Origin of the sequence: uncultured Murdochiella sp. (genome assembly GCF_902488755.1) — a bacterium.
Classification (GTDB): domain Bacteria; phylum Bacillota; class Clostridia; order Tissierellales; family Peptoniphilaceae; genus Murdochiella.
This window is the reverse complement of the sequence record NZ_CABTXF010000002.1, coordinates 16,566-39,056: the sequence shown is the minus strand read 5'-3', so window position 1 is coordinate 39,056 and position 22,491 is coordinate 16,566. Positions and strand designations below refer to the sequence as shown.

The following is a 22,491-nucleotide window of genomic DNA, read 5'->3' as shown; positions in this document are numbered from 1 at the left end:
CGCTCGCTCACCACGGTACAAAAAAAGAGACTCCAAACGGAATCTCTTTTCTCGGAAAATAGAAATTGTAATAGTTAGCGCTTCGAGAACTGCGGACTCTTGCGTGCTTTTTTGAGACCGTATTTGTAGCGTTCTTTCTTGCGCGCATCGCGTGTAAGGAAGCCTGCCTTCTTTAGGCTCGGACGCAGATTGGGGTCAAAGTCAAGCAGTGCACGGGCAACGCCCAAACGAATGGCACCTGCCTGACCGGTGAAACCGCCGCCTTTTACCGTAACAGCGACGTTAAAGCCCTCGCGCTGACCAACCAGCTCCAACGGCTGTGTGCAGATGTCACGCAGGGTTTGATAATCAAAGTATTCTTCGAGGCTATAGCCATTAACAAGCACCTGTCCGTTTCCCGGAAGGAGCCGAACTCGTGCTACGGCCGATTTGCGACGGCCTGTTCCGCGATATTGCTGATCCATCGTATCCTCCTACTTAAAACGTTAACTCTTCCGGCATCTGGGCGGCATGTTTATGTTCCGGTCCCACGACCACCTTCAACTTACGGTACATCTGGCGTCCTAAGGTGTTATGCGGAAGCATACCGCGAACGGCGCGTTCCAAAATGCGTTCAGGATGTTTTTCCAGCATGTCCATGTAGGAGATGTCACGACGTCCACCGACAAATCCGGTGTGATGCTTGTACATCTTTTTGTGTTCTTTGTCATTCGTCAGACGCACTTTTTCGGCGTTAATGACGATAACATAGTCGCCCGTATCCACGTTCGGCGTGAACGTCGGCTTGTGTTTTCCGCGAAGCACAGCAGCGATATTCGCCGCGAGACGTCCGACCACCTGGTCTTTCGCATCGACGACATACCACTTGCGCTCCACCTCCAACGGTTTTGCTAAGGTTGTTTTCATCTTCTGCTCCTTTTCTTCCTGCTCTGTCCATTTTGACTCCGCCGATCAGAGAAGCGGGTTTTGTTGATTCGACAATTTTTGTTTCGCACATCGACGCTGCGAAGGAATTACCGAAGATCCGGGGCACGAAGATGCCCAAACAGATACCCAAATATTATATAGAGTGAGGCATGGGATGTCAAACGACGCCTGACGGAAATTTACGCTCTGCAAAAAACTTCTATATCCGATTCCCTATCTCATGATTTATGGTAAACTATGTTAGCTTTAACTAACTTAGGAGGGATTATGCTTTCATCGGATCACACGCCCATAGAAGGCTATATCGGGAACGAGTCAAAAATTTCGGCACAAACGCTTCGTTCCGTTCATGCTGCTGTAGAATACATACTGCATAACCTGACCAAACCACTTACATTGACCGATATTTCATCGCACGTTTTTATCAGTCGTGCTTATCTGAGCATCAGTTTTAAGCGCGTAATGGGAGAAAATATTAAAAAATATATCTATCGGAAACGAATGGAGCACGCCAAGCATCTCCTTCTCGCTACGGAAGAGAGTATACAGCGTATCGCCTTAGAATGCGGCTATTCTTCTCCTGCTTATTTCTCCGCTTCCTTTCGACGCTACTACCGGACAACGCCCAGAGCGTTTCGTCAGGAAGCGGAGCAGGATAAGCATTACGGAAGAACGCGATAGCGCTTCATATTCGCCATAGCTGTTCCCACCGTCGAAGCATTATGCAAAAAAGCAGAGCCCGTATTGGAAAGGATGCCGAAAAGCCCCAAACCAATTAATAGGCTGTTAAACGAAAGGATAAAACGATAATCCTGACGTGTTCGCTCCTGTAGCGCTCGTGCCAGAAGGATCAGATCCGCCAAGGACGAGAGATCATCTTTGCCAATAGCAATATCCGAAATCTCTCTTGCTAAATCTGCGCCTTTGTGCATGGAAATTCCTACATCCGCTTGTGAAAGCGCAACTGAATCGTTAATCCCGTCCCCTACCATGATGACGGTAGAGTCCTCCGCCTTAATCGTCTTTAGAAAATCTGCTTTCTCTTCCGGCAACACTTGAGAGCGATAGCCGGTCAAATGCAATTGTTCGGCGATATGCGCCGCGGCGTTTTCCGCGTCCCCTGTGAGCATATAGAAATTCTTTACCCCCAGTGTGCGAAGCTTCTGGATGGTCTTAGCCGCATCCGGTCGAATCGGATCGGTAATACACAATACGCAAACCAACTTGCCGTCTACCGCTAAGTACAGCAAAGAAGACGACTCTTTCAACCGATTGATCATCTCCTTGTTTTCTTCACTTAGTGAAACCGCTTCATCTTCCAGCACAAAATGTTCCGAACCGATAATCGCCCGTTTCCCGTTAATAGTGGAGGCGATGCCGTGCGCCACGATATACTCCGGCTCAGAATGCATTTCTTCATGACGCAGGCCACGATCCTTAGCCGCTTGACCCACTGCCGCCGCAATGGAATGTGGAAAATGCTCTTCAAGACATGCCGCAATGCGCAAACTCTCGTCCTCGGAGTAAGGACCGAAAACAATAACCTTCTCCACCGTGGGCAAAGCCTGGGTTAAGGTGCCGGTCTTGTCGAAAACAATGGTATCCGCCTTTGCCAAGTTTTCCAGATATTTTCCGCCTTTTACTAATATTCCCTGTTCGCCGGCTTGACTCATCGCTTTCATAACAGCAATCGGAATGGTCAGACGTAAGGCACAAGAATAATCCACCATAAAGAACGCTTTAGCTCTCCACAGGCTTCTCGTTAAGGCAAAGGTCAACAACGCGCCCAAAAAAGAGTACTTGACCAGCGAATCGGCAAGTTTTTCCGCTTCTTTTTGTTTGTTGGATTTGTTTTTTTCGCTTTCTTCGATCCGCTCAATAATCTGCTGCAACCGCGATTCTGTTGAAATGGCTGAGGTTTGAATGCGCAATCTTCCTTCTTCAAGCACCGTTCCGGCAAAAACACCGGAACCGATTTCTTTCGCCACGGGAAGGCTTTCGCCGGTGAATGAAGCTTGATTGACCATGCCTTGCCCTTCCACGACAACGCCATCGACCGGAATACGACTTCCCATCCCGACATCTACCACATCTCCCGGAAGAACATGACTCAGGGGTTTCGCTACCAGCTCCTCGCCTTCCAAGACGTAAACACGGTCTACTCCCACCGCCAAACTGCGGGTTAAGTCCGCCCTGGTTTTTTTAATCGTCCAGTCCTCCAACTCCTCGCCGAGATGCAGAAGAAACATCGTAGAAGAGGCAGCCTTAAAATCTCTCGTTAACAACGAAATGCCAATCGCGGAAGCATCCAAGACAGCCACATCCAACTTACCTTGGCGCAAAGATTGCCATCCGTTATACAGATAGGCTTTGGCACGATATAACGTCAGCGCAATGCGAATGGGCATGGGGACAAAAAACTTGTATAGAAGACGCATCTGTACCGCATCGCGCAGCAGGTGAAAAAAATCCCGCTCTGCGACAGGTTCAAAATACACATCTTCTATCGTTACATCCTGTAAGCTTTCGCGATCCAGTGTGAGAAAAAAACGGGCAATATTTTTTAGCGCCTGCTCTTCATATTCCACAACAGCATTGCCGGTCAATGGGGAAATGGAACAACGCTTGACACCTGCCACCCCTTCCGTAAGGTATTTAATTGCATTCGCCTCTTCGTAAGTCAACCCTTCCGCAAGATGAAAACGAGATCTTCCGGGAAGACGATGAATAATGGATGCCTTCACCTTACTCCGCGCTTTCCTCAGTGCAATGCGCTTCAGCGGTCTCCTCAACGGTTTCGGCAATTTTCACGATATCACTATTTGCTTTGTCCGCTTCCTTTTCCGCTTGTGCCTGCGCTTGCTCTTCCGCTTTCTTCACTTTCGCTTCTGCGATAATGTCGCCGGTCTCTTCTCGCACTTTTTCAATTGTTTTATCCAAGCTCTCTTTTGCTTTTAGTCCGCCTGCAACAGCGCTTACCGCTAAAGAACGTACTTTTTTGGTTTTCCACAGCTTATCCGATACCAAACCAAGCAACACGCCTACACCCGTATAAATTAGTTTTTTCTTCATGTTTTCCTCTTTTCTAACCAAAGCTACCTAAAACGCTTACTTTGCAAAAAACGCACCTGTTGCGTCTGAAAAAATGGTACCGTAGCCTGTTCCGTCGAACAAGACAAAACTATCAATTTATTTCTATCTTGTCCGCTCATTCATTGTTCTCTTCTGTAACCTTTTTCGCAAATAACAAAAAAAAAACGCGGAACCCGAAGGTTCCGCATAGTTCCTTTTCTGAAAAGCAAATCGATAAGCCGTGTTCTGTTTCTGAACATCATCTGTCTCGTCGTCCTGTTACCAAGACGCTCAAGCGATTCGTCGAGCCGCAGCGAGCAACTGCCTATCGGCTCTGATCTTGCACCGAATGGGGTTTACAGGGCCAACCTGTCTCCAGGTTGCCGGTGAGCTCTTACCTCGCCTTTCCATCCTTACCATTTCTGGCGGTTTCTTTCTGTTGCACTATCCTTAGAGTCGCCTCCACCGGACGTTATCCGGCATTCTGCTCTGTGGTGCACGGACTTTCCTCGAATAGGGTTCTCTTCGCGATGTTCCGACTTACTTTTCATCGGCTTCATCTTACTGGAAATAGCGAAAACTTGCAAGAAACCACGACCATGTAGAAGGGATTACTTGTTCAAATGTTTCACAAAATACAGCGTTCCAGCAATGAGAAAAACGATTTTGAGAAGGGAAAGAACCACGTTTAATACAGCTAATTGTTCCATAGTTTTACTCCTTGTCTTGTAAAATGTCTAATGAATGCCTTCCTACTATATTGTATCATACACCTTGCGATCGTGATACTCTTGCTGTTTTCCGTCGTTCCAGTTGCGTACCGGACGATAGTAGCCGGTAATACGACTGTAGACTTCGGCTTCTTCGCCGCAGTGTGGACAGACGTGTTCTTCGCCGGGCAGATAGCCGTGATTGGGACATACGGAATACGTCGGAGAAATGGTGTAATACGGCAGATGGAAATTCTGTGCGATGGCGCGCACCAGGGACATCGCACTTTCCCAGTCCGGGAGCTTTTCTCCTAAAAAGGTATGGAACACCGTACCGGAAGTATACAGCGTTTGCAATTCGTCTTGGGCTTTTAGCGCCTCAAACACGTCATCGGTGGCACCCACCGGAAGGTGTGAGGAGTTTGTATAATACGGCGTGCCGTTTTCGTTCGCCGTCTTGATGTCCGGAAAATCTTCCTTGTCATGCTTGGCGAATCGATAGGTGGTCGATTCTGCCGGCGTGGCTTCCAAATTGTAAAGATCGCCGTATTTTTCCTGATAGTCGCTCAACCGTTCGCGCATATGAAGCAGCACTTGCTTGGCGAATTGACGCGTCTTGGGATCTTGCATATCTTTGCCCAGCCAAGTGGCATTCAGTCCCACTTCGTTCATGCCGATTAAACCGATGGTTGAAAAATGGTTCGTAAATGTACCCAAATAACGCTTGGTATACGGATACAGACCCGCGTCTAACAGTTTGGTAATCACGTCGCGTTTGAGTTTCAAAGAGCGGGCGGACACATCCATCAGATAATCCAAACGCTTGTAAAACCCCTCTTCGTCTTTTGCTAAATACGCGATACGAGGGAGGTTAATCGTAACCACGCCAACCGAGCCCGTGGATTCGCCGGAGCCGAAGAATCCGCCGGCTTTTTTTCGCAGCTCACGCAAATCCAGCCGCAGGCGACAGCACATGCTGCGCACGTCAGAAGGATCCATATCCGAATTTACATAGTTAGAAAAATAGGGGGTTCCATATTTCGCCGTCATCTCAAACAACAGCTTGTTGTTCGTCGTCGGCGACCAGTCAAAATCGCGCGTAATCGAGTACGTCGGAATCGGATACTGGAAGCCGCGACCGTTGGCGTCGCCTTCAAGCATCACCTCAAGGAAGGCGCGATTCACGAGATCGGCTTCTTCCTGGCAATCGCCGTAGGTAAAATCCATGGTTTTTCCGCCCACGACAGCCGGCATATCCTTCAAATCGTCGGGAATGCGCCAGTCCAGCGTAATGTTGGAAAACGGTGCCTGTGTTCCCCAGCGGCTCGGCGTATTGACGCCATAGACAAAAGACTGCACACATTGTTTTACTTCGTCTAAATCTAAGTGATCTACCTTGACGAAAGGCGCAAGGTACGTGTCAAACGAGGAGAATGCCTGCGCGCCTGCCCATTCATTTTGCATAATGCCCAGAAAATTCACCATCTGGTTACACAACGTCGAAAGGTGCTTTGCCGGCGCAGAAGTAATCTTTCCCGGTACGCCGCCGAGCCCTTCGTCAATGAGCTGCTTAAGGCTCCAGCCTGCGCAATAGCCGGTCAGCATGGAAAGGTCATGAATATGAATTGCCGCTGACTTATGCGCCTCCGCGATTTCTTTGTCGTATACTTCGGAGAGCCAATAATTCGCCGTGATTGCGCCGGAATTGGAAAGAATAAGTCCGCCTACCGAATAAGTGACCGTCGAATTTTCTTTAACGCGCCAGTCATTGATTTTCAGATAATCATCCACTAACTTTTTATAATCCAAAAGTGTATCGTTCACGCGACGCAATTTTTCGTGCTGCTGACGGTAAAGAATATAGGCTTTGGCGACATCAGGATAACCACAATTGGACAGTATGCGCTCAACGCTGTCTTGAATAACTTCCACCTCTAAAATGTCATCTTTGGCTTGTTTTCCGGCATCCGCCGTGGTACGCAGAGCCAAAAGCTCCAACACATCGTCCGAAACGGGTGTGCCGGTGGACAGAAAAGCCTTTTGCATGGCATCCTGAATTTTCTTGATGCGATAGGCGGCATACGACCCATCGCGTTTCTTTACGGTAATCACGCTCTCCTCCTTATTCACTGTGTTTTCCTGCGCTCCGGCGCAAAATCAAAAGAACAGGGCATCGGTGATTTTCAACCTGCTCTCAACCGGAACATGATAAAAACAGTGTAGCATGATCTTCCGTATTGCACAATATATAGTGTTAGATTCTTTTTCTTCCACCATATATGTGTAGTGTTTTAGTCGGGATTCGTTTCGGCTATTCTTTGCTATCCGCTGGTGAACGATCTCTTTCGGAAGACGAGATGCTGTTTGCCTGCGGATGATTGTACATTTAACCCCGAATTTCCACCTGCCGAATCGTTCGGCGTAAGATGGAAGCATACGTTTCCAGCGTTTTCCGGCTCGGTGTGCCGAGCGTAGCATCCGGCACAAACTCCGATACACGAAACGGCTGTAAAGCATAAAAATCGGCACCAGCAAGCCACTCTCCGATCACCTCAAAAGAATGAATATCGTGAAAACGCGTGGTCACCGTGGTACGAAACTCCACACGGATATCCGCGCCGAATAAAAGATTGACACTGTCGGCAATTCGCCGCATAGCAATATGTGAAAGACCGACGGTTTCCGCATAACGCGCGGGCTCATTTTTAATATCCATCGCCACCATATCGAGCAGCCCCTCATCAAGAAGCGCCTTCAGACGATCCGGATACAGCCCGTTGGTATCCAACTTTACGGCAAAGCCCATGGCGCGCACAGTGCGAATCACCTCCGCCAAATCCTCTCGCATGAGCGGTTCGCCGCCGGAAAAACATACGCCTTGCAAAAAGCCTGTACGTGATCGTAAAAACGTATATAGATCCTCTTCTTCCATGATGCCGGGCCGATTCACTTCCCAAATTTCGGCATTATGACAATACGAGCAACGCATCGTGCAGCCACCCAAGAAGACAGTCGCCGCAGTACGTCCGGGAAAATCCAAAAGAGATAATTTTTGCAAACCGTGTATGATCATGGGGTTCCTTCCCTAACAGGCATCTCCATGCCGTTGTCCACAAAACTGCACAGATCACTTGTGCCATCCGATAGAAAAGATCTATGCCCGAAGCAGGCAAAGCGCCGCATAAGAACCTCGCCAGGTTCCCAAGGTGTCCACATCTACATATTGAGGCGCAACCGACCAATGCGTATTGATGCGCAGATAGACCCGCCGCCGATCCCCTTTGGTCCAAATTTCCGCACCATAAAAGGTCACGGTATGGCTACGATAAGGGGCAAAGGTAAAGCTGATCAGACCGGGACGGTGTGCCCGTAATTCGTCAAGGAAAAGGTCTTGCAAAGCGTCGCGCGGAGAGAGCACAAATGTGGTACATGCCTTTCCCGGATAGCCGAAATGGTGCCAGGACCGACGGGCGAGTTCCGCCATGCGCCAAGGATACGTGCCGAAAACAGGAGTATAAATCCAATGCGCACGCGCCAAATCATGCACAACGGAAAATACTTCCTGCGGATCCGCAGGAAGTCGGGTAAACCCCTGACGACGAAAACAGCAAAAGACCGATGTTAACGCCGTCAGGGAGCAATGATTGGTATGGGAAAATTGACGCATCTGCAGCAACGGATACTCCGAAAGAAGAATGTGTTCCTCTCGATGCCAGCCGTCTCCTTCCTTTTCAAAAATATCCTCAGCCGGATCGATAATAGGCAGACGACCCGCGCGCTTTCCCATGCGTTCAGTCAAGAAAACGGAAGACATTTAATCCGATGCGCTCATCTTTCTCGCGCTCCACCGTGCCGTCGAGAACACGAATAAACAATTCGCCCGTCGCAAAAATGCGTGCTTCGTTCAGATGACCGCCGAACGCATGACCTTCTTTATCTGCCGCTGTCAAATGAATGTGCGCATAGTACTTGCCGTCCATCGTTGTAATATTGCCATAGAGCATGGTAATTTCTGCCGGGAACGTAAAGTGGTTTTTATAATATTTCTGCTCGTTCACATCGTAGCAACCGACCGTAAAGTCGTCGATGGCACCGATGCCGCGCACCTCCGCTAAGGTTACGCTTTCTGCTGTGGCGACTTTCTCCAACTGTTCGTGGATTTCTTCTCCTCGTTGCAGACGACACACAATCGTATCGCCAAAACGTCTGTATTCCATGACTCCTCCTATCCTTTCGTTGGCTTCATTTTGCTCCATTATACCCCACTACCTGGCTTTGTTCTGTTCGCAGCGGAGAATGAGGGTCAAGAAGAAGGTCTTCGCTATAACACCGGCAAGCAAAAAGCGGATGCCCCTTCCTCGTCGAAAGGAGCCATCCGCATTTCTCTGTATTACTACCGTTATTAAGCAATCGTGATGTCCTCAAAAAGATCCGGCAAAAGGGCTTGGAACTTCGGCAACAGAAGACGAACAATCTCACGAATTTGTGGGTGCGCTGCCTTGGAACCGCGCAGACGCAGGAAATGACGCCATTCACGCATATTCATCGTTACAACGATTTCCGTTTTTAAGCTGTTCGGCAGAATGCTTCGTGCCTCTTCCGGTGTCGCACCGGCTTCGATAAGAGCAAAGTAGCCTTTTTCAATGGAAGCCATCTGGTCCTTCCAAAGCGTGTAGCAGGCGTCTCCCTCATCCCAGAACAACGGCTTAATGAAGGTAAGTTCGTTTCCGAACTTGTCTTTCGTATAGTTGCAGTAGCGCGTGCTTTCTTGACTGTAGCTGGCAATGCGATGCCGAACAATTTCATGCGTAACGCCACGGTCACAGACGATTTTTACGGTCAATTTTTCGTGTTCAATCACACTCTCGTGTCCGCTTTGAACCAAACGGCGCAGAAACGGTCCTGCCGTATTTTCTTTGATATTGGCTTCGCTCTTATAACAAACGCGCCCTGCCGCTTCCATATTGCGAAGCATCTGATGAGAATCCGGATTGCCCAAAATTTCTACGGACGGGGGAATAATCTGCATCGTTTTCTCCTTCTCTGACTCAGTTCGCTCTACTCAGCCTCTTACAGTTCACGGCAGGAGAGTACGCGGACATCGCCTTTTGCTCTCTCTTGCGCCACACAGGAGGCGGTGAGCATGGCGATCATACGACCATCCAACGCCGGCTTTGCGGAGGTCTTTGCAGCAGCCGGGGCTTTCTTTGCCGGCTTTTTCGGCGCTTCTTCTTTGCCGCCCGGAATGTACTTGAGCAAACTGATGATGACCGTCAGCAAAATCAGAATGAAAAACACGATCAGCATCGAAAATACGCTGACGAAAAGGGCATCGCCCAAACCGAATGGATTCATTGTACGTCCTTTCTTTGTCTTTGCACGATTTCCGGTTAACCAATACCGGTCTTCGTGCATGGCTACCAAACCAACTATTCACCAGTGCTTCCGGTGAGATGACTTTGTCATTTTATCTTATTTCCCTTCGGGAAGAAACATCTCGAAGCATTCTGCTCCGCTGCCGGAGGCAAGATGCGCTGCCACTGCCATGACCGCCACTTTTTCAAATGTTGCGGAACCGGCACTGGGCGTAGTTGTCCCTTGCGTTGTTGCAGCTGCTTTTTCCTGCTTGGCTTTTTCTTCCGCTGCCGCTTTGGCTTTTGCCGCCTCTTCTTCCGCCTTCCAAGCGCCGGTTAAGAAGGATTCAACCTGCTGCGGGAACAGAATATACGCGACAACTTCTTCTTCGGTTGCCTCGCGTCCAAGGGCTTTTTCCAGTTTTTTCTTTTCGTCTTCGAAAACGTACGGAAGATCATCGGGGTCGGTCGGTTTCTTCGGCTCAATGCCTTTTAGAATTTTAGCGACCACTTCCGGATTCTTTTCCGCCGGAGAACGTCCGTAAAAGCCCTGTACGTAATCTTTAATTTCTTTGGGTACCATTTTGTACGGTTCGCCAAACAGCACATTCATCACCGCCTGCGTACCGACCATCTGCGAAAGTGGCGTTACCAGCGGCGGATAGCCCATATCTTTGCGTACACGGGGCACTTCCTGAAGCACTTCGTTGAAGCGATCCCCTTTCTTCTGCCCTTCCAACTGACTCAACAGGTTCGAAAGCATACCGCCCGGCACCTGGTAGGTCAGAATTTTTGGATTGGGCACCAGGGAACGGGCGCGCAAATCGCCGGAAGCAATGTACTTGGAGGCTAAACGATCCGCAATTTCGTAGGCTTCGCTAAGGGCTTCCCGGTCAATATTCACTTCGCGGTTCGCCAGTTTGGCAACTTCCAGAAGCGTTTCGTCCGCCAAATGCGATGTTCCGCCGGAGAAGGGAGAAATGCAACCGTCCACAACATCCACACCGGCTTTTATAGCTTGCAACATGACCAGCGGCGTGGCGTTTCCGGTTGTATGCGTGTGCAAATCAATGGGCACGTCCAATGCGTCCTTTAACGCAGAAACCAATTCATACGCATTCTGCGGTGTGCAAATGCCTGCCATGTCTTTGATACAAATGGAATCGGCACCCATATCCACATATTCTTTGGCTAATTTTACATAATAGTCGTTGTTGTGTACCGGACTTACGGTATAGGCAATCGCTCCTTGCAAATGACCATTATGCTTTTTCACAAATTTGAACGCATTTTTGAGGTTGTTGGTGTCGTTGAGCGCATCAAAGCAACGAATGACATCAATTCCGTTTTCCAGTGTCAAACGAATAAAGCGTTCCAGCGTATCGTTGTCGTAATGACGATATCCGACGACGTTTTGTCCGCGCAGGAGCATCGAGAGTTTGGTCTTCTTTGCCGCCTGACGAATCTCTCGGAGATTCTCCCACGCACTTTGATGCAAGAAGCGGAACGCGGAATCGAAAGTTGCTCCTCCCCATACTTCGAGAGAATGGAACCCTACCTTATCCAATGCTTCCACCAGCGTGATGATGTCTTCACGCTGCATACGGGTTGCTAGAAGCGACTGATTGCCGTCCCGAACCGTTAAATCCTGAATAAACACTTCGCTCATTTTTTGTCCTCTCTGTCCATCGCTATCGACCCACTGCACCTATTATAGTGGAAATAGAAGAAAAGGGAAAATGTTTGTTCGGCTTTTCATGAAGTCCTGTTTGTAGAGATACAATTGATGTGAGACCAAGAAAAAAATAAAGAGAGAATTCCTGTGCAATGAAAGTGTCAACCAAACAATGAAAGGAAACGCTATTTAAATAAATCAAATCGGTTGCCTATGTAGACCTTGGGATGATTAACGCTCATGGAATATGGGTGCGCCGGGGCACAGATTACGGCGGCTTTTCACACTTTTGCGTTTTACCGCCGTAATGCAGACACGGGATTTACGGCGGCTTTCCGCACTTTTGCGTTTTACCACTGTAAATATTCTGCTCACTTTACGGCGGCTTTTCACACTTTTGCGTTTTGCCACCGTAATGCAGCCACGGGATTTACGGCGGCTTTCCGCGCTTTTGCGTTTTGCCACCGTAATACAGCCACGGAACTTACGGCGGCTTTCCGCATTTTCCTATTGTACAGCCGTAATTATCCCGCCATCAAAGGAGCATATTTTTCGTCTCACATCATTTACAAATGTACATTGTGCCTCTTTTCGTGCTACGAATGTTATGATTAGAAAAAAAGCGAGAGGAGCTTTTTATGCGTTCCCAACGGATTGAATCGCTGTTAAAGGAATTTATGACCTTGCCTACCGTAACCGGCACTGTCGACGAAAATTTAGCTTTATCGTTTTATCGCACGTTTTTTTCGTCGCTTCCCTATTTTCAGGAAAACGCGAAACAATGGGGAACTTTTCCCTGTCCGGATGATCGTCTTCATCGTGAAATTGTCTGGGGCTTGGTGCAGGGAAAAACGACGCGCACCGTCGTACTGATTCATCACATGGATGTAGTAGATAGTACGGCTTATGGCGATGCCAGGGCGCTCGCCTATCGTCCGGATGACATCAAGTCGTTGCTTAGACAAGGCAAAATTTCTGTCGATCAGGACATTCGTTCCGATTTAGAGGGCGACACCTGGATTTTTGGGCGCGGCTCCTGCGATATGAAAGGGGGCGCCGCTATCGAGCTTGCTCTGTTGGAAGAAAGGGCACAACAAGCACACGAAAAGACATTTCCGGAAGGCAGTCTGCTCGTCATCGGCGTGCCGGATGAAGAAACGGGCTCCGCCGGTATGCGCGCAGCCGTATCCCTTTTTGCGGAACTGGAAAAACAATTTGGTCTGCAATTTATTCTGATGATCGATGCCGAACCACATCATCGTCCTTCGCCGGAGACAAGGGTAATTCACGACGGCAGCATCGGAAAGATGATGCCCGTTGTCTTGGCGCGGGGAAAAAGTGTCCATTTAGGCGACGTTTATGCCGGTCTTAATCCGCTTCACATGATGAGCGCTCTGGTGCAGCAAACGGAGTTGTGGCAGGCTATGGTCGAACATCGTGGCAATGCCACCACGCCGGGCGCCACCTGGCTTTCCGTCCGCGACCGACGAGAAGCCTATAACGTTTCCTTGCCGGAATTTGCCGGTGGCTATCTTAATGTGCTCACATTAGAGCGCACGCCGCAAGAAGTGTTGACCGCCCTTTGCCGTGAAGCGGCACGGGCAGGCGCAAAAGTGCTGGCGGATCGCAAACGAAATTATCGGGCATATCGCGAACAAACCCCGTTGGCTTTGGACGAACCCACTCCCCTACAGGTACAAGTATTAACCGTGGAATCGTTGAAAGCCGCCCTGCAGAAACAGAATGTTGACCTAAAAACGTTGGAAGAGCTCATTGCGGAAAAAGTGAAAAACGGCGAGCTTGATTTTCGCGAAGGCGCACTGCAGCTGATGGAATCGTATCTTCGCCATTGGCAAAGCGAGGATCCGTGCTTTTTAATCGGTTTGGCAGCACCTTACTATCCTCCGGTCAATAACAGCGACTTAGCGACGCAGAAAAGCACGGATGCGATCGTCACCCATCTTTCCCGTTTTGTAGAAGAGCATTTTGGTCAATCCCTCTATGTCGATAACTATTTTCGTGGGATTTGTGATTTATCCTATGCGATGTTTACCGCTGACGCGTCGGTAATCTCCTTTGTGGAAGAGAATTTGCTCTTCTGGAAAGAAGGATATTCCCTTCCGTTGGATCTCATCCGTCGTTACACCATGCCGGTCTTCAACATCGGACCTTGGGGAAAAGATCTGCACAATGTCGGCGAACGGGTTCATCGCGAAGATTTGACAATAAAAACGCCCGCTCTGATGGAAGAAACCATCAAGCAGGCGTGGAAAAAACTATAGCGCTACAAAGTTGCGAATCATCGCTTGGAAGCGCGTAGCCGCTTTTTTTCCCTCTTCAATAACTTCTTCTTCACTCAGTTTTGCAGCGCCGACGCCAGCAGCAAGATTGGTTGCTAAAGAAACGCCTACCAAACGAACACCCATGTGATGCGCGGCTATCGCCTCAATGACAGTGGACATGCCTGCCATATCTGCGCCCATCGCCGATGCCATGCGAATTTCCGCCGGTGTTTCATACGCGGGACCCGTAAATTGGATGTAGACGCCATCATGCAAAGTGCAACCGACTTTCTGTGCCGCACGATGCATCTTCTCACGTAATTGGGCATCATACACTTCACTCATATCCGGAAAGCGCACACCCCATTCGCTGACATTTTGACCGAGAAGCGGAGAAGGAACAAAGGACGAAATGTGATCCTTTAATAAACAAAAGTCCCCCACATGATACGTCTTGTTGATCGCACCTGCCGCGTTCGTCAAAATGAGGGTGTCTATTCCCAGTGATGCCATCAGACGAATGGGCAATACGCAATCCGAAACCGGATATCCCTCATAAAGATGAATGCGCCCCTGCATCATCACGGTCGGAACGCCTTCAAAACGTCCAAAAACAAAGCGTCCAACATGACCGGGCGCTGTCGATGTCGGAAAACCATCAATTTCCGCATAAGGAACATAGACAGGATTTTCCATCTTTTCTGCCAAATCGCCCAAACCGGATCCCAAGACAATTCCTATGCGCGGCAATTCGGTTACGCGGCGGCGCACTTGTTCTACACAATGGTTCACTTTTTCCTGTATGGCATTCATGATGTATCTTCCTTTCTTTCGGTTTCCCCATAGGGGAATCATCACATTTTTCTCAACTCTTTTTCCCAAAATCACGTATCATAAGTATAAGGGATAGGATTGACGTTCACCAGGCGAAAACGGTTTGTCCCGTATTCGCTCTGCTACAGATTGAACCAAGGTAAGGGGTGCTCATGAAACGAAGTGCTGCATTTGTTTTGCGCCATCGCATTGCCGTTCTTGTGCTGTTTGTTGTCCTCACGGCGCTATCGGCCGTCGCTGCCACTAAAGTTCCAGTAAATTACGACATGGCGGATTATCTTCCTGCTCATGCGCCGTCGGCAGAGGCGCTGCAGACTTTAAAAAAAGAGTTTTCTTTTGCCATGCCGAATGCCAGAGTTTCCTATCCGGTCGACTCGGTGCGCGAAGCCCTCGCAATCAAAGACAAATTACGTAAGGCGGATTGCGTGAATCAAGTGCTGTGGCTGGATGACATGGCGGATATTCACACGCCGACAGAACAGCTCGATACGGATACGGTAAATACCTATCTGAAAGACGGACGGGCGTTGTTCCAGGTTTCTGCCGACACGGTTAAAGCGCGGGATTCCGTAGATTTTTTACGCTCCGTAAAAGAGGATTGTTGGATTTCAGGACAGCTAATGGAGCTGGCAAGTGCGCAGAACGCCGTCAATTCCGAAATTCAATCCATTACGCTCTTTATCGTTCCCATCGTTTTTGCCATTCTGCTCATCAGCACGTCCTCGTGGTTACAACCATTGTTATTTCTCCTAACCATCGGCGTAAGCGTACTGCTGAATCTTGGTACAAATCTCATGCTCGGCAGCGTATCATTCATTACCCAAGCGGTGGCAGGCGTCTTGCAATTAGCAGTGTCGATGGATTATGCCATCTTTTTGCTCAATCGATATAACATGAACCGAGCAGCCGGTATGGAAAATGAAGAAGCTATGGCTTCCGCCATGGTGCGTTCGTCGGTTGCCATTGCTTCTTCCGCCGCCACCACCTTCTTTGGTTTCCTGGCGCTGCTCTTTATGCAATTTCGCATCGGTGCCGACTTGGGAATCGTCATGGCAAAAGGAATCCTCTTCTCCTTTCTAACGGTACTGCTCTTCCTTCCCGCGCTCATTCTTGTGCTGCAGCGTCCGCTGGATCGCCTTTCACATCGTCCGCTGTTACCAGATTTCCAGCGCGTGGGAAAAATGATTTATCGCCGACGTTACCGTTTTGTTGTTCTGGTCGCTGTTCTTCTTGTTCCGGCATTTTTAGCCGCACAGAATAATGCTTTTCTTTATGGCATGGGAAGTTTTCCCCAGGGCAGCGCCGCCGAGCACGATTTGCAAGCCATAGACGAGCACTTTGGGGAACAACAGCAGATTTCTCTCTTAGTGCCACGAGGAGACCTGCAAAAAGAACAGAAGCTGCAGGATGCACTTGAAAAAATAGAACCGGTAGACACCGTTATGTCCTATGTTTCCATGGCGGATGCTGCTATTCCGCAGGAAGTAATCTCCGGAAAAGGACTTTCCCTCTTGGTCTCACCCAACTACAGTCACTTCATTCTCAATACCAGAATGGCACGAGAAGGAACCGTTGCTTTTGCCACGGTGGCAGAGATTCGTCAAGCTGCTAAAGCGTTATATGGCGATACGATACAAATGACCGGCTATCCCGTAGTAACGGACGATATGCGAGCAACCGTGCGTTCCGACAACATTATCGTCAACGGACTGGCGGTATTGACGATTGCCTTAACCATTGCCATCGCCTTCCGTTCGCTTTTCCTGCCGATTCTTCTCGTCATGACGATTGAAATTGCGATTTGGCTGAACCTTTCGGTGCCCTATTTCACCGGCTCCCCGCTAAGTTACATTGGATATCTCATCATCTCCACTGTACAGCTCGGTTCCACCGTAGATTACGCCATTCTCTATACAGAACACTATTGTGACCATCGCACGCGGCTCAACCGCCGTGAAACACTTGGCCTGGCAGCACGGGAGACGATCCCGTCTCTGCTTCCACCCGCGCTCATCTTAACCTGCTCCGGACTGGTGCTCTATCTCACCTCATCGCTGACCATTGTCAGCGAACTTGGTGAAGTTCTCGCCCGTGGCGCTACACTGTCGCTGCTTATGGTTATTTTTGTCCTGCCGGGATTGCTTTTCGTCTTTGATCGACTTGTTGAACGTACGTCAATCGGTCGCCATTTTGTGACAGATCGTCAAAACACCTTTACGAAGGAGGAATTATGAATCAGTCTACGCACAACCCAAAACGCATTACGAGCCTTCTTCTTGCGGCAGCCTTGCTTACTACGCCGCTTTGTGTCCCGGTTTCCGCCGCTTCCGGAACAGCTCTTCAGGCAACGCTTCCAGCAGGAAAGCATAAAGCAGAGGTCGTCTACGCTTCCTTGGCGACCAACGGCGCGGTAAAAAACATCTACGTTGTGAATCGGTTTGAACCAAACGGTGAGCCGATGAAGGATTTCGGCGCATATAAATCCGTGAAAGAAATTTCTGTCGAAGGCGATCTGCAAACCGAACAGGGTGATGCTACGGCAGTAAAAACGGGAAAATCCGCATTCTTCTATCAGGGCGAACTTTCCGGACGTACACTCCCTTGGACGATTGCCCTGCGCTATACATTGGATGGTCGTCCGATCTCGGCAGAACAATTAGCAGGAAAATCCGGAAAATTCGGTTTGGAAATGACCATTACACCCGTCAAACAACCGGAAAACGGTAGCAAGGCACAGAACGAGGAAAGCTCCTCTTGGGCAGAACAGCTCATGCTACAGGCTTCTGTAACGCTTCCCCACGAGGTAGCCGAGCAAATCTCTGCGGAAGGCGGAACGTTGGTGCAAGTCGGCGGAGATCGACAAGCTAACTTTGTCGTTCTTCCCGGTAGCGAAGCCAAGACATTCTCTTTGCAAGCCGATGTCACCAATTTCCATCTTCCTGCCGTTACCATTGCCGGCATTCCTTTTTCCATGAATTTGGACAGTTTTTCGCTTCCCGATTTTTCCCAAGATCCGGATTTGCAAAAGCTGCAAGAAGGGACAAAAGCACTGAATGACGCAACTTTGCAGCTCTCCTCCGGTCTTTCTTCTGCGAATAAAGGTTATGACGAGCTATCTCTTGGCTTTGGTCGTCTTTCCGGCGCACTGGAAGCCTTAAAAGAATCCTCCGGCGACTTGGCGCAGGGAAGCACACAGTTTTTCGGTGGGCTCAGGACACTGCAGGAAAAGGGGAAGGCGCTGCGCGAAGGGCTTAACACGAGCATAGAAGGTACCGACGCTCTTCAGAACGCCATGATGAAGGTGAATGAAGGCTGGAAGGGTTATGTAGAGGGCGTCAAACAGTATGTTTCCGGCACGAAACAAAGTGTTGGTGCTGTTACCCCACTTTCAAACGGAGCGAATCAGTTATTGGAAGGGGCGACACAAATGCGGGATACCCTGACCACACTCAGTGATGAAGGAGAAAAACTTCTCGGCTATTCCGGACAAATACAGGCGGCACTTACTCAACTAAATAACGCCCTATCCCAAGGGAGTACAGACCCGACAACTCCTGAGCCACAGCTGCCAACAGTCGATGAGTTGCAGCAGGCAAAAACGCGCGTAGCCGGTTCCTCGGCGCAACTCCAACAAGCAAAACACGCAGTGGATACAGTCTATTCCGCCTTTGGCGACCAGATTACCGCTCTTGAAAATGCACCACAGCCCGACGCAACACAAATTGTTCAGGCGGCAGGTTTATCCGCCGAAGCCATGGACAATCCGGACGTCCAAAAGCTCCTTGCCTACCAGGGAAAAACGGCAAAAGAGCAAATCGAGGCGCAACTGCAAGCGCTTCATGCGCTTTATGATACACCGGGTACAGACGGTCCGGCACCTTTATTGCAGCTCAAAACAGCAATGACCGAAACGGCACAACAAGCGGACGAGATGGAATCTGCGATGACCTTGGCAATAGAAAATTTGCAAAAACTCGTAGAAGCCATAAATGCATTTCGACAAAGCAGCGCACCGCTTACCGAAGGGGTGAAAAACCTAAATACACAATATACCGATTTCCATCAAGGGCTAACGCAATATACAAAAGGCATTCAAGAATTGAGCAAAGGCTTTGGCAAAACCAAAAATGTGAGCGGAGGAGAAACGACTGTTCCCCAAAAAGAAACATTTTATGACGGCTTACAGGGACTTGCCAACGGCTTAAAGCAATGGAAAGAAGGCAGTTCTGCTCTGTTGACGGGAGGAGATGCGTTAATCGCTCCCGAAACTACACAAGCATTGCTCAACGGACAGGAACAGGTAGCCGATGGTGTTACGCAGTTTACCGGTGGACTTGGACGACTGTTCGGAGGAATGAAAGCCTACAGTGATGGCGTTGACCAATTGGCAGAGAACAGCAGTACCTTGGAGAACGGTTTATCCCAATATCTCCATGGCGTGGGACAAACCTCAGACGGTGTTGCGCAGTGGCAAGAGGGCTTCTCTCGCTTCGGTTCCGGATTGGCATCCGCCGTCAGCGGCGCACAGCAATTGGCAGAGGGAACAGCGCAGTTTGCTGCACAAAGCGGCAACATGAACGATAAAATCGAAGAAAAGGTACAGTCGCTGATGAACGACATGAAGCCGAAGAAGGAAGAAATCACTTCCTTCGCGGATGCTCGTAATGGTAAGATTGCCCAAGTACAATTTGTCCTGATGACCGAAGAAATCCGCGTTCCGGAAGAACAAAAAAAAGAAGCGCCACGCACGGAAAAAACAGGCTTTTTGGATCGTTTGCGCAACCTATTTTCCCCGAAAACGAACTAAAAATAAGCAAAAGAAGGACTTCGCTTTTAGCGAAGTCCTTCTTTTGCTTCTAACCACTGTGCAGCCATGCCGACGCTTACTATCGCTGCCGTTTCTGCGCGAAGAATGCGCGGTCCGAGACCGGCAAAGAGCAAGCCGGCTTCCGTCATCTGTGAAAACTCATCCGGAGAAAAGCCCCCTTCTGGACCGACAATTAGCACAATCGCCTTTTCCGGTTCCACTCGCTTAAGTACATCGCTTAACGACGGTGCTTTTTCATCGTGGCGTTCCGCCAGCACAATGGCTTGCTTGTCGTTTTTCTCACGAAGGCTGCTAAGTAGTGCAGGCAAAGAAAGATCGTCCTGTAAAGTCGGAATACAATGCCGCTCGCACTGTTCCGCCGCTTCCTGCAAAATCCGCTTCCAGCGAACAAGACGGGTCGGTGTTGGTTCCGCCTCGTTCACCCGTTCCGTAATGAGGGGCAGGATAGCCGTAACTCCCAGCTCAGTCGCTTTTTGAAGCATCCATTCCCATTTTTCTTTTTTAATACGTGCAGCAGCCAAAATCAGCGGTGTGACAAGTTCCCGCTTTTCCTGCAGGCGTTCCACGCACTGCGCCACAATACTCTTTTTATTGACGATTAGTCGCGCGAGAAAAGGAATGCCTTGCCCGTCCACGATGCGCACCACCTCTCCCCCTCGTACACGAAGCACGCGACGAAGCTGACTTTCCATCTCGGCAGGAAAGACGACTTGTTGACCAAGAGCCAGCGGCTCAGGAAGAAAAAACTGCTGCATTACTTTTTCGATTCCCGAATATTATTGTCAAAATACGCCCGTAGACAGGTGAATGTCTCCGCTGAAATGGCATGTTCCACTTTACAGGCATCGTCTTCTGCAACCTCCGGCGATACGCCGACATGCAAAAACCAATCCTTCAACGTGCGGTGGCGCAAATCAATCTCTTCCCCGATGGCCCTTCCTGAGGAAGAAAGGGTCAGCGAACCATCTTCTTGCATGGTCACATGCCCTTCCTGTTCCAGCTTCTTCATTGCGTTGCTTACCGACGCACGGCTCAAATCGAGATGGTTGGCAACATCTATAGAACGCACAACCCCTACCTCACGCTCAAGCACAACAATGGCTTCGAGATAGTTTTCTTCCGAGTCATGTATATTATGCATAGTGCCTCCTCTGTACGGAAGGGAAAACCCTCCGTCCTTTTTATGTTTGCTACCAGTTTACCCTAACTGCGGCATTCTTCACGAAAAGCTTGTCGTTTTGCGTACTTTTCTTTACGAGTAACGCTTTATCCTCGTATTATCACTCTGTTTCTATGAGTGCTAATTTCTCTTGACATTAAAGTCAAAGATGGTATAATAAAGACAAGTTGAGAGCCTCTCAACGAACTAATGTGTATCGCTCCCATAGGGAGGAAAGGAGACCGTATGAAACTGGTACCGTATAGAACGACATTGTCGCCCGGCTTAGATGTCATGAACAACATGATTGAGGATTTTTTCAAAGGCGGCATTGAGGACCCCTCTTACGATTCGTTCCGAGTAGATGTAGAAAAAGAAGAAGATAAATACATTGTCACGGCGGATCTTCCCGGCATGACAAAAGAAAACGTGGATGTCGAAGTGGAAGAAGGCGTATTGACTATCTCCGTTCATCAGGAAGGGGAAACGCAAGAGAGCGACAAAGAAAAGCATTTTCTGCACCGCGAGCGTCGCATGGTCAACAGCTCTCGCCGGATTCGTCTTGGCGACATTGATGAGGAATCCATCCATGCCGGTTTAGAAAACGGCGTCCTGCGCGTAGAGTTGCCCTTTGCACAGGAAGTAACGAAGAGAAAGTCCATCACGATTCAATAACGCTTCTCTTTCTCGGTAAAAAACTTGTTTTGGAATAAAAAAGGAAGCTCGAAAAATCCGAGCTTCCTTTTTATTACCGCTTTCCCATCCGTTATTTTCCGTATCTGTCAAATGCGACGCAGGCGCTTTCGTAGTGGCTGCCAGACAAGGGCAAGCACAACAAGACAAATGAGAAAATCCGCTCCCAAAAATGCGCCGTTATATTGCAGACTGTAGACAAAGCCAGCGCCCATATTAGAAAGCGTGAATGCCTGTGACAGTGATGCGCCTGCCTCTGTAAAGTCAATCGTAGAATAGAACACGCAGCCCGAAAGCACATGCATGGCAAGACGAAGAGCCACCGCAAGAATGAGCGAAGGCAAATGCGAAAAAAAACTATCGCTTTCCGAGGCGCGTTGCAATCCGGCAAAGCCGAGCATCATGTATGCCAATGGATAATCCAGCAACACCTGCAACGGATGCACGGTATAGCCCCCCAAAAGATAGTCCACCAATCCATAGACCAAACCGACCAAAAGCCCCTTTTTCCATCCCCAACGAATGGCAAAGAAAAGGATCGGCGCCATGGACGCTAAGGTGACACTTCCGCCCATCGGCATCTCAAAGAGTTTGATAAACGATAGAATCTTCGCTAAGGCAATCATCAACCCCGCTTCCGCCACCATGCGCGTCGAAATGCCGTTTTTGTTCGGCATGTTTACTGTTTGTTCCGCCATGTTTCCTCCTTGTTTTTTCGATTCCCTATTCCAACGCCTTAGCGTCATAGGAGAATCCCATACAGCCGTTCAATATCGGGAAAAGAAAAACGCCGCAGAGCGGCGTTACGGAATTCTTAATGAATTCACTCGAACTTCCCTCCGCTATCATTACATAGATCAGGTTTAGGGTTGGTTTTCACCTCTCAGCCGTAGCACCCCCAGTCGATATTGAATTAAGAATATTTTATCGGTATTTGATTCTTTCTGCAAGCTATGC

At 49.1% G+C, this 22,491-nt stretch carries 21 protein-coding genes, 1 other RNA gene and 1 riboswitch; of the genes, 5 read left to right on the top strand and 17 right to left on the bottom strand.

Annotated elements, in window-relative coordinates:
• Window positions 1-74: 74 nt before the first annotated feature.
• Both rpsI and rplM read right to left on the bottom strand, forming a co-directional pair.
• Entirely contained in the window at window positions 75-464 is a 390-nt protein-coding gene (rpsI, locus tag RDL68_RS00475) for a 30S ribosomal protein S9 (protein WP_308539700.1), read from the bottom strand.
• Window positions 465-477: 13 nt separating this feature from the next.
• Entirely contained in the window at window positions 478-906 is a 429-nt protein-coding gene (gene rplM / locus RDL68_RS00470; protein ID WP_308539699.1) for a 50S ribosomal protein L13, read from the bottom strand.
• 288 nt (window positions 907-1,194) lie between these two features.
• On the opposite strand from rplM, the gene RDL68_RS00465 reads away from it, so the two are divergent.
• Window positions 1,195-1,608, top strand: a complete 414-nt coding sequence (locus RDL68_RS00465) for an AraC family transcriptional regulator (protein WP_308539698.1) — start codon at window positions 1,195-1,197, stop codon at window positions 1,606-1,608.
• On the opposite strand, the gene RDL68_RS00460 is transcribed toward RDL68_RS00465, so the two are convergent.
• The 11 genes from RDL68_RS00460 to RDL68_RS00410 form a co-directional block, all read right to left on the bottom strand.
• Window positions 1,590-3,671, bottom strand: coding sequence for a heavy metal translocating P-type ATPase (locus RDL68_RS00460; RefSeq protein ID WP_308539697.1), 2,082 nt, complete (start codon window positions 3,669-3,671; stop codon window positions 1,590-1,592). The genes RDL68_RS00465 and RDL68_RS00460 overlap by 19 nt on opposite strands.
• Before the next feature lies 1 nt (window position 3,672).
• Window positions 3,673-3,999 (bottom strand): DUF6110 family protein, encoded by a 327-nt coding sequence (locus RDL68_RS00455; RefSeq protein ID WP_308539696.1) that lies wholly within the window; start codon window positions 3,997-3,999, stop codon window positions 3,673-3,675.
• Window positions 4,000-4,218: 219 nt separating this feature from the next.
• Window positions 4,219-4,546: RNase P RNA component class A (gene rnpB, locus RDL68_RS00450), an RNA gene on the bottom strand.
• 208 nt (window positions 4,547-4,754) lie between these two features.
• Window positions 4,755-6,821 carry a ribonucleoside triphosphate reductase gene (locus tag RDL68_RS00445; RefSeq protein WP_308539695.1) on the bottom strand — a complete coding sequence of 689 codons (2,067 nt, stop codon included), beginning with the start codon at window positions 6,819-6,821 and terminating at the stop codon, window positions 4,755-4,757.
• 274 nt (window positions 6,822-7,095) lie between these two features.
• Complete coding sequence (locus RDL68_RS00440) at window positions 7,096-7,782, bottom strand: anaerobic ribonucleoside-triphosphate reductase activating protein (RefSeq protein WP_308539694.1); 687 nt, start codon at window positions 7,780-7,782, stop codon at window positions 7,096-7,098.
• A gap of 81 nt (window positions 7,783-7,863) precedes the next feature.
• Complete coding sequence (locus RDL68_RS00435; RefSeq protein WP_308539693.1) at window positions 7,864-8,508, bottom strand: hypothetical protein; 645 nt, start codon at window positions 8,506-8,508, stop codon at window positions 7,864-7,866.
• Window positions 8,501-8,926 (bottom strand): PCC domain-containing protein, encoded by a 426-nt coding sequence (locus tag RDL68_RS00430; RefSeq protein WP_308539692.1) that lies wholly within the window; start codon window positions 8,924-8,926, stop codon window positions 8,501-8,503. The genes RDL68_RS00435 and RDL68_RS00430 overlap by 8 nt, the downstream gene beginning before the upstream one ends.
• A 185-nt stretch (window positions 8,927-9,111) precedes the next feature.
• Window positions 9,112-9,738, bottom strand: a complete 627-nt coding sequence (thyX, locus tag RDL68_RS00425) for an FAD-dependent thymidylate synthase (protein WP_308539691.1) — start codon at window positions 9,736-9,738, stop codon at window positions 9,112-9,114.
• 41 nt (window positions 9,739-9,779) lie between these two features.
• Window positions 9,780-10,064 (bottom strand): OadG family protein, encoded by a 285-nt coding sequence (locus RDL68_RS00420; protein WP_308539690.1) that lies wholly within the window; start codon window positions 10,062-10,064, stop codon window positions 9,780-9,782.
• A gap of 117 nt (window positions 10,065-10,181) precedes the next feature.
• Window positions 10,182-11,732 carry a pyruvate carboxylase subunit B gene (locus RDL68_RS00415; protein ID WP_308539689.1) on the bottom strand — a complete coding sequence of 517 codons (1,551 nt, stop codon included), beginning with the start codon at window positions 11,730-11,732 and terminating at the stop codon, window positions 10,182-10,184.
• Between the two features lie 237 nt (window positions 11,733-11,969).
• Entirely contained in the window at window positions 11,970-12,203 is a 234-nt protein-coding gene (locus tag RDL68_RS00410) for a hypothetical protein (RefSeq protein WP_308539688.1), read from the bottom strand.
• Window positions 12,204-12,376: 173 nt separating this feature from the next.
• On the opposite strand from RDL68_RS00410, the gene RDL68_RS00405 reads away from it, so the two are divergent.
• Window positions 12,377-14,020, top strand: a complete 1,644-nt coding sequence (locus tag RDL68_RS00405) for a M20/M25/M40 family metallo-hydrolase (protein ID WP_308539687.1) — start codon at window positions 12,377-12,379, stop codon at window positions 14,018-14,020.
• Here RDL68_RS00405 and RDL68_RS00400 read toward each other — a convergent pair.
• Entirely contained in the window at window positions 14,015-14,833 is an 819-nt protein-coding gene (locus RDL68_RS00400; protein WP_308539686.1) for a purine-nucleoside phosphorylase, read from the bottom strand. The two genes, RDL68_RS00405 and RDL68_RS00400, sit on opposite strands and share 6 nt — an antisense overlap.
• 173 nt (window positions 14,834-15,006) lie before the next feature.
• Here RDL68_RS00400 and RDL68_RS00395 point away from each other — a divergent pair, with 173 nt between their 5' ends.
• Both RDL68_RS00395 and RDL68_RS00390 read left to right on the top strand, forming a co-directional pair.
• Window positions 15,007-17,088, top strand: a complete 2,082-nt coding sequence (locus RDL68_RS00395; RefSeq protein ID WP_308539685.1) for an MMPL family transporter — start codon at window positions 15,007-15,009, stop codon at window positions 17,086-17,088.
• Window positions 17,085-19,661 carry a hypothetical protein gene (locus tag RDL68_RS00390; RefSeq protein WP_308539684.1) on the top strand — a complete coding sequence of 859 codons (2,577 nt, stop codon included), beginning with the start codon at window positions 17,085-17,087 and terminating at the stop codon, window positions 19,659-19,661. Before RDL68_RS00395 ends, RDL68_RS00390 begins: the two co-directional genes overlap by 4 nt.
• Before the next feature lie 26 nt (window positions 19,662-19,687).
• Here the strand turns inward: RDL68_RS00390 and RDL68_RS00385 are convergent, their stop codons facing one another.
• Both RDL68_RS00385 and RDL68_RS00380 read right to left on the bottom strand, forming a co-directional pair.
• Window positions 19,688-20,437, bottom strand: coding sequence for an RsmE family RNA methyltransferase (locus RDL68_RS00385; protein ID WP_308539683.1), 750 nt, complete (start codon window positions 20,435-20,437; stop codon window positions 19,688-19,690).
• On the bottom strand, window positions 20,437-20,823 hold the full coding sequence (locus RDL68_RS00380; protein ID WP_308539682.1) for a metal-dependent transcriptional regulator: 387 nt from the start codon (window positions 20,821-20,823) through the stop codon (window positions 20,437-20,439). Before RDL68_RS00380 ends, RDL68_RS00385 begins: the two co-directional genes overlap by 1 nt.
• 264 nt (window positions 20,824-21,087) lie before the next feature.
• On the opposite strand from RDL68_RS00380, the gene RDL68_RS00375 reads away from it, so the two are divergent.
• On the top strand, window positions 21,088-21,516 hold the full coding sequence (locus RDL68_RS00375; RefSeq protein WP_308539681.1) for an Hsp20/alpha crystallin family protein: 429 nt from the start codon (window positions 21,088-21,090) through the stop codon (window positions 21,514-21,516).
• 107 nt (window positions 21,517-21,623) lie between these two features.
• Here the strand turns inward: RDL68_RS00375 and thiT are convergent, their stop codons facing one another.
• Window positions 21,624-22,232 carry an energy-coupled thiamine transporter ThiT gene (gene thiT, locus RDL68_RS00370; RefSeq protein WP_308539680.1) on the bottom strand — a complete coding sequence of 203 codons (609 nt, stop codon included), beginning with the start codon at window positions 22,230-22,232 and terminating at the stop codon, window positions 21,624-21,626.
• 119 nt (window positions 22,233-22,351) lie between these two features.
• A riboswitch (TPP riboswitch) is annotated at window positions 22,352-22,444 on the bottom strand.
• Window positions 22,445-22,491: the final 47 nt, after the last annotated feature.

Coding starts and splice junctions, on each gene's coding strand:
- rpsI (WP_308539700.1), bottom strand. CDS start 464: ATGGATCAGCAATATCGCGGAACAGGCCGTCGCAAATCGGCCGTAGCA.
- rplM (WP_308539699.1), bottom strand. CDS start 906: ATGAAAACAACCTTAGCAAAACCGTTGGAGGTGGAGCGCAAGTGGTAT.
- RDL68_RS00465 (WP_308539698.1), top strand. CDS start 1,195: ATGCTTTCATCGGATCACACGCCCATAGAAGGCTATATCGGGAACGAG.
- RDL68_RS00455 (WP_308539696.1), bottom strand. CDS start 3,999: ATGAAGAAAAAACTAATTTATACGGGTGTAGGCGTGTTGCTTGGTTTG.
- RDL68_RS00440 (WP_308539694.1), bottom strand. CDS start 7,782: ATGATCATACACGGTTTGCAAAAATTATCTCTTTTGGATTTTCCCGGA.
- RDL68_RS00430 (WP_308539692.1), bottom strand. CDS start 8,926: ATGGAATACAGACGTTTTGGCGATACGATTGTGTGTCGTCTGCAACGA.
- thyX (WP_308539691.1), bottom strand. CDS start 9,738: ATGCAGATTATTCCCCCGTCCGTAGAAATTTTGGGCAATCCGGATTCT.
- RDL68_RS00420 (WP_308539690.1), bottom strand. CDS start 10,064: ATGAATCCATTCGGTTTGGGCGATGCCCTTTTCGTCAGCGTATTTTCG.
- RDL68_RS00415 (WP_308539689.1), bottom strand. CDS start 11,732: ATGAGCGAAGTGTTTATTCAGGATTTAACGGTTCGGGACGGCAATCAG.
- RDL68_RS00405 (WP_308539687.1), top strand. CDS start 12,377: ATGCGTTCCCAACGGATTGAATCGCTGTTAAAGGAATTTATGACCTTG.
- RDL68_RS00400 (WP_308539686.1), bottom strand. CDS start 14,833: ATGAATGCCATACAGGAAAAAGTGAACCATTGTGTAGAACAAGTGCGC.
- RDL68_RS00395 (WP_308539685.1), top strand. CDS start 15,007: ATGAAACGAAGTGCTGCATTTGTTTTGCGCCATCGCATTGCCGTTCTT.
- RDL68_RS00390 (WP_308539684.1), top strand. CDS start 17,085: ATGAATCAGTCTACGCACAACCCAAAACGCATTACGAGCCTTCTTCTT.
- RDL68_RS00385 (WP_308539683.1), bottom strand. CDS start 20,437: ATGCAGCAGTTTTTTCTTCCTGAGCCGCTGGCTCTTGGTCAACAAGTC.
- RDL68_RS00380 (WP_308539682.1), bottom strand. CDS start 20,823: ATGCATAATATACATGACTCGGAAGAAAACTATCTCGAAGCCATTGTT.
- RDL68_RS00375 (WP_308539681.1), top strand. CDS start 21,088: ATGAAACTGGTACCGTATAGAACGACATTGTCGCCCGGCTTAGATGTC.
- thiT (WP_308539680.1), bottom strand. CDS start 22,232: ATGGCGGAACAAACAGTAAACATGCCGAACAAAAACGGCATTTCGACG.